13 protein-coding genes are annotated in these 13,128 nt (G+C 55.0%); 7 read left to right on the top strand and 6 right to left on the bottom strand.

The window, feature by feature from the left end; translation table 11 throughout:
- Window positions 1-76: 76 nt before the first annotated feature.
- On the bottom strand, window positions 77-379 hold the full coding sequence (locus tag P0Y65_13710) for a hypothetical protein (GenBank protein ID WEK03249.1): 303 nt from the start codon (window positions 377-379) through the stop codon (window positions 77-79).
- A gap of 39 nt (window positions 380-418) precedes the next feature.
- On the bottom strand, window positions 419-925 hold the full coding sequence (locus P0Y65_13715; protein WEK03250.1) for a hypothetical protein: 507 nt from the start codon (window positions 923-925) through the stop codon (window positions 419-421).
- A 334-nt stretch (window positions 926-1,259) separates the two neighbouring features.
- Here P0Y65_13715 and P0Y65_13720 point away from each other — a divergent pair, with 334 nt between their 5' ends.
- The 3 genes from P0Y65_13720 (at window position 1,260) to P0Y65_13730 (ending at window position 3,150) form a co-directional block, all read left to right on the top strand.
- On the top strand, window positions 1,260-1,727 hold the full coding sequence (locus tag P0Y65_13720) for an NUDIX hydrolase (GenBank protein WEK06804.1): 468 nt from the start codon (window positions 1,260-1,262) through the stop codon (window positions 1,725-1,727).
- Between the two features lie 407 nt (window positions 1,728-2,134).
- Window positions 2,135-2,293, top strand: a complete 159-nt coding sequence (locus P0Y65_13725; protein WEK03251.1) for a hypothetical protein — start codon at window positions 2,135-2,137, stop codon at window positions 2,291-2,293.
- Window positions 2,294-2,730: 437 nt separating this feature from the next.
- On the top strand, window positions 2,731-3,150 hold the full coding sequence (locus P0Y65_13730) for a LuxR C-terminal-related transcriptional regulator (GenBank protein ID WEK03252.1): 420 nt from the start codon (window positions 2,731-2,733) through the stop codon (window positions 3,148-3,150).
- Window positions 3,151-3,666: 516 nt separating this feature from the next.
- Here P0Y65_13730 and P0Y65_13735 read toward each other — a convergent pair.
- Window positions 3,667-4,074 carry a GFA family protein gene (locus P0Y65_13735; GenBank protein ID WEK03253.1) on the bottom strand — a complete coding sequence of 136 codons (408 nt, stop codon included), beginning with the start codon at window positions 4,072-4,074 and terminating at the stop codon, window positions 3,667-3,669.
- A gap of 185 nt (window positions 4,075-4,259) precedes the next feature.
- Between P0Y65_13735 and P0Y65_13740 the strand changes: the two genes are divergently transcribed.
- The 4 genes from P0Y65_13740 to P0Y65_13755 all read left to right on the top strand — a co-directional run bounded on the left by P0Y65_13740 (window position 4,260) and on the right by P0Y65_13755 (window position 7,926).
- Entirely contained in the window at window positions 4,260-4,505 is a 246-nt protein-coding gene (locus tag P0Y65_13740) for a hypothetical protein (protein ID WEK03254.1), read from the top strand.
- A 24-nt stretch (window positions 4,506-4,529) separates the two neighbouring features.
- Window positions 4,530-4,724 carry a hypothetical protein gene (locus P0Y65_13745; protein ID WEK03255.1) on the top strand — a complete coding sequence of 65 codons (195 nt, stop codon included), beginning with the start codon at window positions 4,530-4,532 and terminating at the stop codon, window positions 4,722-4,724.
- 170 nt (window positions 4,725-4,894) lie between these two features.
- Window positions 4,895-7,084: an EAL domain-containing protein gene (locus P0Y65_13750; protein ID WEK03256.1), complete on the top strand. Its 2,190-nt coding sequence runs from the start codon at window positions 4,895-4,897 to the stop codon at window positions 7,082-7,084.
- 92 nt (window positions 7,085-7,176) lie between these two features.
- Complete coding sequence (locus P0Y65_13755) at window positions 7,177-7,926, top strand: GGDEF domain-containing protein (protein ID WEK03257.1); 750 nt, start codon at window positions 7,177-7,179, stop codon at window positions 7,924-7,926.
- A 1,428-nt stretch (window positions 7,927-9,354) separates the two neighbouring features.
- Here P0Y65_13755 and P0Y65_13760 read toward each other — a convergent pair.
- The 3 genes from P0Y65_13760 to P0Y65_13770 all read right to left on the bottom strand — a co-directional run bounded on the left by P0Y65_13760 (window position 9,355) and on the right by P0Y65_13770 (window position 12,996).
- Window positions 9,355-11,814: a DUF5906 domain-containing protein gene (locus tag P0Y65_13760; GenBank protein WEK03258.1), complete on the bottom strand. Its 2,460-nt coding sequence runs from the start codon at window positions 11,812-11,814 to the stop codon at window positions 9,355-9,357.
- A gap of 62 nt (window positions 11,815-11,876) precedes the next feature.
- Window positions 11,877-12,179, bottom strand: a complete 303-nt coding sequence (locus P0Y65_13765) for a hypothetical protein (protein WEK03259.1) — start codon at window positions 12,177-12,179, stop codon at window positions 11,877-11,879.
- A 58-nt stretch (window positions 12,180-12,237) separates the two neighbouring features.
- Window positions 12,238-12,996, bottom strand: coding sequence for a hypothetical protein (locus P0Y65_13770; protein ID WEK03260.1), 759 nt, complete (start codon window positions 12,994-12,996; stop codon window positions 12,238-12,240).
- Between the last annotated feature and the right edge of the window lie 132 nt (window positions 12,997-13,128).

Consider the following 13,128-nt stretch of genomic DNA (forward strand, 5'->3'; position numbering starts at 1 on the left):
TTGGAGAATAAGTTGGACCCACCCCACGTCTGAATGGGGGTCGAAACCGTCCCGTAAAGATGTTCAGAATGGTTCGCTATAAGACGAAGCGCCCCAGCTCATTTGCAGGAAACGTGCGAAACCGCCGGAAGCCTCCCTGGACGGCGTTGGCGAGAGAGGCAAGATCCTCGATATCACCAGCGTCCACCTTGCAGGAGTCTTCTTCGGTCAGCAGGACGCCCACTGTGAAAGAAACCGCACTGATTGCGACGGGTACCGCAAGCACGTGACGTCCGGTCTGCCCGGTAGAAACGATCACGTCCACTGCATATATGCTGAACTGGTAATCACGCTCCGCTACCAGCAGCCTGCTCGCCGCCATGGTGTAGCTGGGTTCCATGCCCGGTAGCCGATGGTACTGAGACCTGGTCGAAATATCCTATCTCCTCGACCAGTCGCAGAAATGGAGTTTATCCGGATGCATGAGGAACAATGTCGGTACGGCCTCCCCGGACGGTGAGACATCGGCAATCGAGCGGGTGACTGGTTCTGCGCAGCCGGCGGCGTGTCTCGCCACCCCGGCGTATTTCGCGCGCAGATACTCGGTACTTAATCGTAGCTGACCGTATTGATCGATGGACGGAAGAACCACTCCGCCGTCACACTCGATCATGCAGGTGGTCGTGCCGTCGATGTCTTCGCAATATGTCGTGGCAGCGAATTCCCGCTTGTCGTCGCGGAACCTTATCCTGATGTCGTAATCTTCTTTCGTCTCGACGTCGCCTGGGGTATGCAATGCTATGATTTGTGCGACCTGGTGCCCGGGATGGGCCTGCAGATGGTCGTCGGAGTAGTTGCGAACGAAGCAGGACTGTGCCGCCACAGGAATAGGCAGGAGCGCATGAACATCGTTATTGATCGCAGTGTCTTCATCATCTCGGGCCATTGTTGTTGCAGCGGAAGCGTAGCCTGATTTCTGCCATGCCGAACCTCTCTGCGTTGGCCAAAGGCTAAGACTTTTGCGCGGCTAATCCCTTTATGCCACGCCTGATATCAATCAAACCGATGCGATACATGTCGTCCTGCTTTAGGTAAACCATGCAGGTTTCCAACAAGACGCCCGTGCTGACGCGACACGGGCGCTGACCTTGGAGATCCGCACTTTATGTGCTTGGCTGATGTAGCCCTTCCGAATGCTGATGGCGAGTCACCCAGCGTCAAACCTGCATTTGTGGTTGCTACGAATCCGCGGCTCACCCATTCATCTACTCATGGCGAAGATGTTGGGCGACCCCGATGGATCCGAGTGCGGACAGGTAGCTGCGCTACCCTGGCGTCAGGATGCTGACGGCAAGGTACGCCTGCTTCTCGTTACGTCTCGAACCAACGCCAAGTGGATGCTCCCAAAGGGTTGGCCGATGGAGGGCAAAACGGCTGCCGAAGCTGCACTTGTCGAAGCAAACGAAGAGGCGGGCATTGACGGCGAAGTTTCTGAAGCGCCCATCGGTTCGTACAGATACCTCAAGCTCTTCGACGAAGGCAGATCGCTCCCCGCCAAGGCAGTCAATTATCCTGTCGCCGTGACAACCGAGATGAAGAATTGGGATGAAAAGGGCCAGCGATCCCGCCGATGGTTCAGGCCGCGCAGGGCAGCGCAGATGGCATTTGAACCTGACCTGAAAAGATTTCTGGCCAACTTGAGCGACGACACGTTGGTAAAGATCGCACGGCGATACCGCGCGACCTGACACACTGCCCGTGCTGCAAGAGCCTCGACACAGCGACCTCGCCGCTTGGACGTGCAAGTTCGAAGCGGGAGAACTGTATCTCAACGTGTCGGCAGTTGTCCGCTTTTGGGAGGGCTGCGCGATCAGTTAAATGGCCGATATGGGGTCGACACCAGACTGACGTTTCTCGGAGTCAGGAAACCGGCGGCGGAGGGGTGGGGAGGAGACTGGCAGCGAAGCGCCCATCCCGGACGTTCTGCGAACCTTTGCGCAATCCCAAAAGCGGGCAATTAAAACTTCTTCTGGCAGCCGCCTGAGGCTGAACCTACGTCCTGCTTTCAATCGTGGAACAACCTTATGACGGCACGAGAGGGGTTTTTCAGGCTAGCATTCCCCGGAGCACTCTGGGCCTTCCGGCAAGAAATCGAATGAGTGAAGGGCTGGGGCAGGCCATCGAGATCTTCGAGCGCGAAATCCTCGAGCTCGACGAAGTGGTCAGAGTAGTCACGGAATATGGAGAGGTTGTTTCCGCTGTCGTCTCAGATTGGCTGCTGCTGCGGAAACGCGTGCGAACGCGCCTGCACTGACCATTCTCGCGCGGCTCGGTGTTTTCGGCTGGGTGAGATCATATGGTGGCGGGGGGCACGGTACAGGTTGGGTGGCTTTTTTGACGCGGACTGCTCACCGGTCGCTGATGGAATCTCGCAGTCCGCTTCGAGCTAGTTTGACCGTGACCGGATTTCTTCGACGTCCGCCGCAAGGAAGTCCGTGAGAGCATGCACAATCTGGCTGGCCCCCTCCCGGTCGATGAGGAGGTCAAACCTTTGGTCATCTGTGGTGACTACCGTTATGACCGCACGATATGGATCCAAATCCACGACTGTGAGCGCGGCACTGGCCAGTGATGCTGGCAATTCGTCCAAATCGTAGGGGCCAATACCTTCTGTCATCCGCTCGTCCTCAGTTATAGTGACTGACCAACACCGCATTAGCCTTCGGAATGAAATACGACGCAGTGGGTATCATGAAGCGAAATCTCACTGGAAGGCAATTTGAAGTGCTGAAGTTGATCCGGCAGGAATTCACCTCAGAGCAAATTAGCGAGGCTTTGGGCATTAGCCGTCGGACCGCCGAAGTGCACAGACGAGCCATCCACAGCATATTCGGCACGAGAACGCCTAGTGGAGCTATCGTTGAGGGTGTTAGGCAAGGCATAATTTCTACTAACGATGTCAGCTCGCCTATAAGGGCGCTATCCCCCAGAGAAATCGACATCATAGAGCTGGTTGCGGAAGATATGAACGCCGCTCAGGTTGCTCAGGTGCTGGGTCTTGCGGTGAGTACGGTTTACCGGCACTTCGAGCGCATACACGCCGCGACCAATACGAAGAGCCTGCCACTGGCCGTTCTCGTCGCTTTGAAAGCCGGTTACATTCGTTTGTGAGATATCTACACGGACATATCAAATCGGGTTCAGTACGGTTTTGGACCGGTAAGCTGCTGAAAGTCGAACGCGCTGATCTTTGGCGGAAAGTAGGGCACTGTTTAGATTTGAGGTGCACACTTCTAACCGTGACGTAGCGTCACTACAGCAACGTGCCTCCTGTTCCCAACGCCCGCCTTGAGGGTCAAGGCGGGCGTTTCCACGCTAAAATCTTTCAAAGTGCCTTGAGTTTGAGCGGGATTGCCACCGCTCGGGACAGTTGTCCAGACGCGTGAGTGGTTGCTCGCACAAGGCCGGACATGGCACTTACTCACGTTGCAACTGCCTAAAGCAGCACGGCAGCAAAAGCTCAGCGCTAAGCGCGCTGGTGGCAAGGGACACTGTTCGAATAATTCGTTCTTGAGCAGCGAATGTAGCGATAGTGGCACTTTCGAGGGCGAAAGAGTTGCAGGCGTCAACCGCGCGACCGGTGGAGGTGGTAACTTGGAATATCATTCGAGAAGCCGAGCTTCCTTGTCACCTTTCCTCAAGCGCCTCAGGCGGTGGGTCATGGTCGTGAACTGGGATGGTATCGATTTTGGGCAACCATTGTTCGCGCCGAATGGACCAAACTTCGAGCTGAGGCATGATGCCGTTTGGCGCATCGTCTAGCGACCCCAAAAACACCTCGACCATGTCGCTGCCCATAAAGAAGAGTCGTGAACCGCAACTAGGACAAAACTGACGCTTGTCATATGTCGCTAGCATGCCCGTCATACTGAACTTCTCGACACGCCAATGCGCGGTGACCGAAACGACAGAGCCCGTGAGCTTTCGGCAAATTGTGCAATGGCACAAGCCCGATATCTCCGGGTCTCCCTCGACTTCGTAACGTACAGCGCCACAAAGGCATCCGCCCTGCCGAATTCTGGAAACGCTTTCCACCTGATGACTCCTAACGCATTGCTAACGATGTAGCTATGTTGTGGGGACCAAACTGCCTTAAAACTATATTTATTAGTCATCTGTCCACGCGGCGGACGCTCTCCATCGGATACGCGATACAGGTGTCCGTAAGGTAGGGCGACGGTATCTGTCCCTGTGCCGTACTTGTTCCAGCAGAGTCTGGTATGAACGCGGGCGAATACTTCTTAAAACACCGGTCAAGACCCGCAGAATATCTCGCAGTGGTAGGCCAAGATGCTGTTAGTCGCAGCCCGAAAGACGCCACGCTGGAAAGGTGCATGGAGGAGCTGGCTTCCAAGCAGATCGTATTTTCCGGGATATTTCGAGTTTATGAAGACGGCCGACACCCAGTTGAAGTCGAGAGCATTCTAGTTAATGAGATGGTCTGGATAATCGCGCTTCCGCTGTGAGCCTTTTTGAAGAAAAATATTATCATGAAACTAGTTCAGTTGACGGACGCCCTTAGCAGTAGCGCCATTTACATCAATCCAGACCATGTCGTTGCAATAACGAGAGCGGGGAATGACACGGTTATCACCACCACTGCGCTGCGCCAGGACGGCGGCGGGAAAGTGATTTCGGTGCGCGAAAATCTCTCAGACGTAATCAGCAAGCTAACAGAAGCTTAGCCTCTGGGCGGTGTTCGCCAATCTCAATCCAACGCGGTTGCTGATTTCTCACTAAACCGAAGGCGTAGGGTATTTCTCTGCTGTTAATACCTTAGGTAGATAGTCGAGAGTCCATTCCGAAGCTCGCCTGTAGGCGAACAATCTCTCTATGCTATTGTGGGAACTGGAGGATGCCTAAGACCTCTGCTGCTTCAAAAGTCGTGGAAGATGAAACGAACCGCCTAGAGGCGCTCGAGAAATTACAGATCGACAACCGTCCTGAGGCGGAATTTGATCACATTGTTCAGTTCGCCGCGGCGATTTTTGGCGCACCGACGGCTCTGATTTCGCTGGTCGAGGACGAGCGTCAGATTTTTAAAGCTCGTATCGGTCTCGATGAGTCCGAAACAGCGCGTGACGCTTCGTTTTGCGCGCATACAATTCAGTCAGATCAGGTGCTGGTTGTGCCAGACGCCCGCTTGGATGACAGGTTCAGGGACAACCCTCTTGTGACCGGCGAACCGTTTATCCGCTTTTATGCTGGAGCGCCCCTAATCACGGAAAGCGGTCATCGATTAGGCTCGGTCTGCGTTATCGACAAAGATCCGAGGCAGGGACTTTCGTCTGATCAGAAGCGCTGGCTTAGCGGCCTCGCACGTATCGCAATGGACCACTTTGAACGTAAGCGGCTAGATCGCACTCGCAGAGCCGCAATGAGCTTGGCGGGAACCACACCAGATGCCATCATTGCTGCCGATGCCGAGCATCGAATAACGTTCTGGAATGCCGCTGCTGAGAAAATTTTCGAGATACCGCGGGAAGCCGCTGTTGGACGGCGTTTCAGCTCACTACTCACTCCGTCAGACTGGGCACGGTTCAAAAGAGCACTTTCAAAGGCGAGGAGCGCTGGACGATCCGTTGGAGCCGTCCTCAAGGTCGCCGGACAGAAGGGCGGCGGAGGGTCGTTTTCTGCAGAGCTTTCCCTTGCAACATGGAAAGACGAAGATCAGTGGCGCTTTGGCGTAATCCTTCGGGACATCGGCGAACGTGAGGCCGAACAGAATCGTCTTCGCTACCTAACGCACTTCGATCCCCTCACTGATTTGCCAAATCGGACTTACTTCTCGGAACGCATAGAGGAACTACTTTCAACCAGGACCGCTTTTTCGGTTTATAAGATTGGGCTTGATCGCTTCAAACAGGTCAACGGTTCACTTGGGCTCGATGCGGGCGACGCTCTTCTACAGGAGGTAAGCAAGCGAGTACTTGCTGCAAGCGCCTCGACTGGCATTGTAGCTCGATTAGGCTCTGATGAGTTTGGTGTGCTATGGCCCCGCAGCGACGATCTAAATAAGGCTACAGGTTTTAGTGCAAAGCTTCTTGCGGGGCTGATGCCATCGTTCTCGTTAAACGGGGTTTCTGTTCATGTCAGCGCTAGTATAGGCATCGTTTTATCCCCTTCCCATGGCCAGTTCACAAGCGCTGCAGAAGTTCTCAAGGGTGGACTGCTATCTCTTCATAAAGCGAAGGCAGCTGGGGGGCGACGTGCGGAAGTCTACAAGGACCAACTGGGGGACAGTCTCAGCGAGCGGCAGCGCATTGAGGAAGGGCTATGGACAGCGTTCGAACGAGACGAGTTCGAAGTGTACTATCAGCCACAGGTTCGGCTGGACGATGGGAAAATAGTTGGCGCTGAGGCGCTACTTCGATGGCGTCACCCTGACATGGGTTTGCTCTCCCCTGCCACGTTTATTCCAGTTCTCGAGACCAGCGAATTGGCCAGTGCGGTCGGAGAGTGGGTTCTAAATCAAGCTTGCGGTTTTGCCGCTCGGATGGCGCGGCGCGGCCACCCAGTACAAGTCGGGGTCAATCTATTCTCTAGCCAAATGCGCGACGGATTGCTCGATGTCGCCGTAGCGCGAGCTCTAAAAGGCAGTTCACTACCTGCGAAGTTACTTGAGCTTGAAATCACTGAAACGACGGTTGTTGGGCTTGAGGACGCAATGATCGAGCCGCTTCGGCGCATCCGCGAGATGGGTGTGGGCATTGCGTTTGATGACTACGGCACTGGTTACGCCTCGCTCAGCCTTCTCAAGCGGTATCCGCTTTCGCGCCTCAAGGTTGATCGTGAATTTGTCCAGAACATAACCACGGATACAGGCGACGCTGCAATTGTCAGGGCGGTGCTGGCCATGGCCAGAAGCCTGAACCTCAAGGTTATAGCGGAAGGTGCTGAAACTGCTGAACAGGTCGATGTTTTAAAAGATCTTGGTTGCGAAGAAGTCCAGGGCTATTTTTTTGGACGCCCTATGCCTTCGAGAGAGTTCGAGCGACTTCTTCAAGGATTGACCGATGACAAATTATCGTTGAGCGAAACTTAACCACAGCGGCCTTCGTGAACGCTGCGAATGAACTCTTCCAAGTAAGTTGTCGTATACACCGCATCGGCTACTCGATTATTCTGGAGGCGTTGTTGAAAAAACTGGACCTCTCGCCGGTGGGGCTAGGGCGCGTTGTCCTTGGAACTGTTGGCGGAACGCTCTTTTGCATACTTACAGCTCTATTGGTCGATTCCTTTAATTTTTCAGGGATGACTCACCATGAACTGACCCGATCAGTTTTGACGGACATTTTGCTCCCGCTGTTTCTTGCTGGCCCCCTACTTGGGTTCCTTCTTTTCAAGATGCGCCAACTGGCCTTGACCCAACGAGAGCTGTCAGAACTTGCCTCCAAAGACAGCCTCACTGAAATCTACAATCGTGGTGCATTTAAAATGCTCGTTGACGCATATCTTGATCGGGCAGGTCACACCCTCGAACAAGGTGCATTCCTTGTCGTCGATGCCGATCACTTTAAGTCTATCAATGATCGTTTTGGGCATGATCGTGGCGACCAAGCTCTTAGAATTATAGCCGAGACCATTAGTGACCTACTGCGCGGAAGCGATCTGGTTGGACGCATTGGTGGAGAGGAGTTTGCGGTTTTCCTACCGGGAGCCACTACTGATCAGGCAAGTGCGATCGCAGAGCGAATTCGAGATGCAGTGTCAAGCGCACCATTACCCATTGAGGGTGGGGAAACTTATCTGTCAGTCAGCGTAGGCGGCGTCGTCTATAGGCTGCCAGCACGATACGAGGATCTGTTTCGAGCGGCGGACAGAAGCCTTTATGCAGCTAAATCTGCTGGGCGCAATGTGGTGATGATTGGGTCGTTGGCTGCCTGACCTGCGACCGCACTTTTACGGTGGAATTGCCTCAAGTTTGTATTCATCTCGGCATCTATAGTTCAGTTATCACGCTAAAATTGGCGAAGAGCTTTGATGTTGGGACCCACGTGACATAGCTGACCGCAATCGATCCTATTTCTTTAGGAGCTGCCAGTCCGCTGTCGGCCCCACAGGCCCTTGATGCCGTCGGGCTCGGAGGATGTCTGCTCTCGATCGACGATCACCAAAAGCGGACAGGCTGCGGTCGGCCCCGATTAGGCTGGTAGTCGAGCGTGCGGGGAACGACCGCTTTCGGGAAGCCGTTTTTGATCTCGGAAAGACCGAGATGGGGTCGCCAGTTGCTGGGCGGCCACGGGGTCGAAAGCAGCCTGTTGGCCTTGGATATTATCGCATGTTAATGTCCTAAAGCGATGCGCTCGAACCCCGCACACATCATATGCAATTCACTCTGTCATCGATTCTATCGATATGTGTAGCGGTGCCATCCACATAGCCGGCGTTCCTCCTCAATCGTCCGATTTGTTGATCTGGAGATATGGTCCAGTTGCAGCAATATCTTCCCTCTCTTGTGCCTTCGACCAAAGCCCGTCTGGCTCTAGAGCAAACTTTGGCTCGTATCCTACGTTGCTGTGTCGGCATGGGTTTGAGGGAAGCGATGCATGCGAAAAGCGATCTTCCGAACGACAGACCTCACAGTCACTAGATCGTAGCCAAGTCCAGGCAGTCCAAGGCATGCATGCCGGCAACCGACAAAAACCGGCTTGCTCGATGAAGCCATCGGACAGGTCGCTAAGGAATTAGCTCGACGATCTAAGGCGTTTGGAACTGGGCTAAGGTTTGTCTGTTGTGCGGTTCACGTCTCGAAGCGAGGACGGGATGGCTTTGGGTCCCTCTAGCACCGCACAACGGACGCGAGGGGCGCTGAGCCCCGGGTGATGAAAATTTTTTAGGCAGATTTCCCGTGGAACCTACCCCTGCCTGACCAACGCGAGGCCTCGCTGGTCGATCAGCGTATTTCCACTTGGGACACCAAGGACAAAAACCCATCGACTCGGGACAGAAATATCCAATATTTTCAGTATTTTATCTCAACTGTCCTGTGTGTCCTATGTGTCCTAAGTGCAGTGATCCATACACGTCCACGACCTCGCTATATCTACAGTCAACTTGTGGTCTTACGGCCGCAGCCCCAGTTACAGCGAGTTGCGGAACCTACCCGGGACAGTTGGGACATTTGGGCCACTTCAGGCAAACAATTGAATTTTCTGAATTATTTCACATTGCGACTATTAAAAGGACTCAGGACGAATACGCTGATGTCCTAGGTGCAAGTTGGGACACTGGTTCAGGCTGTTCAAATGTCTGCAACTCAAAACGAATAAGAGGCAGCGCTGGCCACCCCTCACCTTTTCCAATCTTCGCATATCAAGCTACGGCGAGGTCGTCTTCCGCCTCGTCTTCAATCTTATCTAGATCCTCACCCCATCCCACCTTCAACCCGAACGTCTCGTCAAAGGATGCTCGGCAAGCTCGCAGATCTGGAATCACGAATAGATACGGCCGGTGTTCCCCAAGGGCGCGGGACCTCATGGTTTGCAAAGCTGGCAGCAGCACCTTCAGCCTCTTTGTGAATTCAACCTCCCCTAAATTGTCGCCCTCGTAGCGTCTGCCCCGCATCCAACCCGCATAGCTGTCCCTGAAATCTTGTTTTGGGATGCGGGTTACACCAGACTCCCATCTGTTTCCAACGCCATCAATCGAACCGCTCTGCAACGTTTCGAACCACCACCGCTCGACGTTCTTCAGGCCTTCCAGCTTCTGCTCGGCCAGTGCCTCGGTATCGGGCACGGCGCGGACCTGGAAATTGCTGATGTCATAATTCATCAGGTAGTCGAGCAGCGCCGCCGGGCCGCCGTTGGCCATTTCCGCGCGCAGAGCCTCGAAATAAGGGTGATCGTTCCGATGCTGGTCAGAGACGTTGAGGACAAAGAAGCGACCCTCGTCTTCGGTGGCCGGCACGACCCAGCGCTCGTTGGAGGAGATGAACAGGCGCAGGACGGACTTCACCGAGAACGCATTTACGCCCTTGGGTTCGATCATGACCTCGCGCGAGGTGATCAGGTACTTGAGTGGACCCTCATCACGCTTGTCGCCTGCCCAGAAGCCTTCCTGGACGTGCAGCAGCAGGCATTTCTCCTGGTGCTGGTTGAACTTGCCAACTAGCTGGTCCTTGTTGGCAATGGTGATGTAGTGCTGGCGAAACAGCTCTCCAACATATTCAAAGACGGTGTCCTTGCCGATGCGCTTCTTGCCCTTGGCGACCACCGCCACGCCTGGCTTGTCTTCCGGCTTTTGGATCATGTGAGCCAGCCATCCCAGCATGTACCGATAGTGGCCCTCGTTGTTTGAACAGAAGACCTCCTTGAGGTGCTTCAGGAACAGCTTGCAGGACTTGGTGCCGTCCGGCTCGACCGAAAAGCCTTGCCAATGGTTGTAGGCCCCATCGACGTCCTGATTGGGCAGGAAGACGATACCATTGGGGTAGGTGCGGCGCTGGGCGTGCTGCAGCCACACCTTGGACACAGGCACCATCACGCCCTCGTCTCTCGGCCGGCGGTCGTTCTCGTAGAATGTGTGAAGATCCGTAGCGGTGCCATAGGCGACCCGATCGTCGTAGGTGAAGTCCATGATCACCGTCTTGCCCGACACGCGCGCCACGGCATGCTTTTTGTTGAGCCGCCGGACCCAGCCTGGCGCTTCCTTGCCGAGGGCGGTCTCAAGCTGCTCTTTTTTCAGCTTCGCCTGAGACCGTGATTCCTTGGTTGGCTTGGCCGGGCCGTTGCCGAGCAAGTCCTCGAACTGGTCCTCTACCTTGCCGCCGATGGGTCCGAGATCGTCGAATTCGTCATCGAGGTCGTCCAGATTGCGCTGCAACCGTTCATCGCGCGCAACGGCGACCAACGAGGCCATGCGGAACGGGCGATTCGACTTGTTCTTGAAGGAGCGCCAGACGCGCTCGCTGTCTTCCAGGTTAAATTTGCTGCTGCGGCGGGAATATTCGCACCACAGATTAAAGGCCTCTAGCCCGCCGCCGAGCTCGTGGTGGATGGCCATGCCGACATTGACCCACCCTGCCCGGTCCTCGAACCAATCCTCGAGCGGAAGATCGGCGAGAACGTCATGCACGGTCTCAATGTCGAGCCCCATGGGCTTCAGGCGCGCAGGATCGACCTCGACCGGCTCCTCATAGCCTGTGACGCGCTGCAACACCGCCGCGGGGAAGACCGTGGTCTTTTCGAAGTCGAATTCGCGCTCCCAGCGATACGGCAGGCCGGTATCGGGATGAATCGAGGGTGGAATCACCGCTTGCGAGCCGGTGCCCAGCAGATGTAGTTCCCAGTCCCACTTTTTCACGTCGCGCTGGCGCACATCGTCCCAGACCATCTGGAAACCTTCACTGTGCGCGAACTTGTGAGACGAGAATGCCTTGTCGGACAAGACGTAGAAGTGACGGCTCTCGCCGCCAGAGCCTGAGATGACCTGCGGCGCCGTCGCCACGTCTAGTTCGGGGAAGACCTCGGCCAGCTTGGCGAACGCCTCACCCTTGAGCTCGTCGCGCCGGATGTCCACGTCGACGATGTGCAAGAACGCGCCGTTTATCACCGACCATTCGCCAGTGCGAACGCCGAGGTTATTGCCCTCGCGATAGGTGGCCTTCAAACGTTCGGCCGATAATACAGGCTTCTCGCTCCAATCGTTTCCGATCGGGCGTTTGCTCTTGGTGTGGAGCCAATGAAGAGCGAAGCCGATCGCGCAATAACGGTCAACATATAGTTGACTATCTTTCAGCGTTCGCTCCGTTTTAATTTCCGTTTTATTTTCCATAGACTTGAATCGTCCTGACCATCCACACTTCGACCAGATAGCGCGCTTCCTTTCGGCAAGCCCTATTTGTTCTGCTTAGGTCGCCCTCGCGCAGCAAACCGATATGCGCTTTGGCGGTACTTTTGGGGGATGTGATCTTTTTCTACCTGGGCATAAACGCCATATGTTCCGTCAGGCCGGTAGTTGGTAATGACGTCGCACCTCAACGCGGCAGTCTTGCCGGCAACTTTTGCCACCTCTTTACGGGCCTCCGCGTCCCTCGTCGCCAGCATCTCCGCCAGCTCCGGTGCATAGCCAGTTTGTTCGATTTCTTGGCGCCTTTTGTCGCGCCACTTTCGCCAAAAAAGCGAGAGGGTATCGGCCACGGAAATGACTCCGATCTGGATGGTCAATTGATATTGGTGGTTGGGCTAGGCTATGTCGTCAGCGGCTGTCGCAACGCGCAACTCGGGAAGTGCTGGAGCCATTAAGCGGCGCATTCGCAATCTTAATTTGCTCAACAAGTTCTGCAGCTAGGGCTAGGACTGCATCGTCATAACCGGGGAAGGCCGACGCGCTAGGGGAGTAAATCCAGCGCGGAGCATATGCCGCATCGGGTGGGAACGCGGCTCCAAGCCGCTTCAGAAAGGCTCCAGCTACCTCGTAGCCCATTCCAATCTCATTGTTTGATCGATGTGTCTCCACAGCCAGAAGTTCGGCAATCGTGCCTTTGAGTTGGTCGATACCCCGTCGGAGCTTTGCATCGACTATGGCCCGACGCGCTCTGAGCCAACGTCGTTCAGCTGTGCTCAGCCTTTCTTTCATCGTCGCTAAACTGCCTTCGCACTCCACGAGCTTTGTTTTGAGAAGACCTTGTGCGATCTTCGCGCTTTTTGCGGACATTTCTGCAGACTTCAGGTCATTGGCTATCTTTTGAAGCTTGATCTGAAGGTCTTCGACGTCGGCGCCATCGTCATCGATTAACGCTGCAGCTTGACGTTCGCTCACAGCGACTAGGATCCGAGCCTTACGCTGTTCCAATATAGCTGGCTGTTGAAGCGCATTGGATGCTTCGGAGAGTTTGAGGCGGATTCGCTGGGCGGTAAGTTCCAAGCCCTCGACGAGACCGTTAATGCGCTGCATCTCTGGACAAGCTTCGGAGAGCTTTTCCTTCAACTGTTCTAGTTCTTGCGAAGCGTCCACCGAAAATCACCATCCTTGTTGCTGCATGACAACTAGGACGGAAACTGGCGCGCTTCACAACGACGAGCGCGGTTCTGACCTCCAATCGGTCAAAACCGCGCCCATTCTTGACACGAGTATGAATCGAGAGTG

It is taken from the genome of Candidatus Devosia phytovorans (assembly GCA_029202405.1).
GTDB classification, from domain to species: domain Bacteria; phylum Pseudomonadota; class Alphaproteobacteria; order Rhizobiales; family Devosiaceae; genus Devosia; species Devosia phytovorans.

What these genes read in the sequence shown, in the direction of transcription:
- P0Y65_13710 (WEK03249.1), bottom strand. Translation starts at nt 379, where the DNA reads ATGGAACCCAGCTACACCATGGCGGCGAGCAGGCTGCTGGTAGCGGAG.
- P0Y65_13715 (WEK03250.1), bottom strand. Translation starts at nt 925, where the DNA reads ATGGCCCGAGATGATGAAGACACTGCGATCAATAACGATGTTCATGCG.
- P0Y65_13720 (WEK06804.1), top strand. Translation starts at nt 1,260, where the DNA reads ATGTTGGGCGACCCCGATGGATCCGAGTGCGGACAGGTAGCTGCGCTA.
- P0Y65_13725 (WEK03251.1), top strand. Translation starts at nt 2,135, where the DNA reads ATGAGTGAAGGGCTGGGGCAGGCCATCGAGATCTTCGAGCGCGAAATC.
- P0Y65_13730 (WEK03252.1), top strand. Translation starts at nt 2,731, where the DNA reads ATGAAGCGAAATCTCACTGGAAGGCAATTTGAAGTGCTGAAGTTGATC.
- P0Y65_13740 (WEK03254.1), top strand. Translation starts at nt 4,260, where the DNA reads ATGAACGCGGGCGAATACTTCTTAAAACACCGGTCAAGACCCGCAGAA.
- P0Y65_13745 (WEK03255.1), top strand. Translation starts at nt 4,530, where the DNA reads ATGAAACTAGTTCAGTTGACGGACGCCCTTAGCAGTAGCGCCATTTAC.
- P0Y65_13750 (WEK03256.1), top strand. Translation starts at nt 4,895, where the DNA reads ATGCCTAAGACCTCTGCTGCTTCAAAAGTCGTGGAAGATGAAACGAAC.
- P0Y65_13760 (WEK03258.1), bottom strand. Translation starts at nt 11,814, where the DNA reads ATGGAAAATAAAACGGAAATTAAAACGGAGCGAACGCTGAAAGATAGT.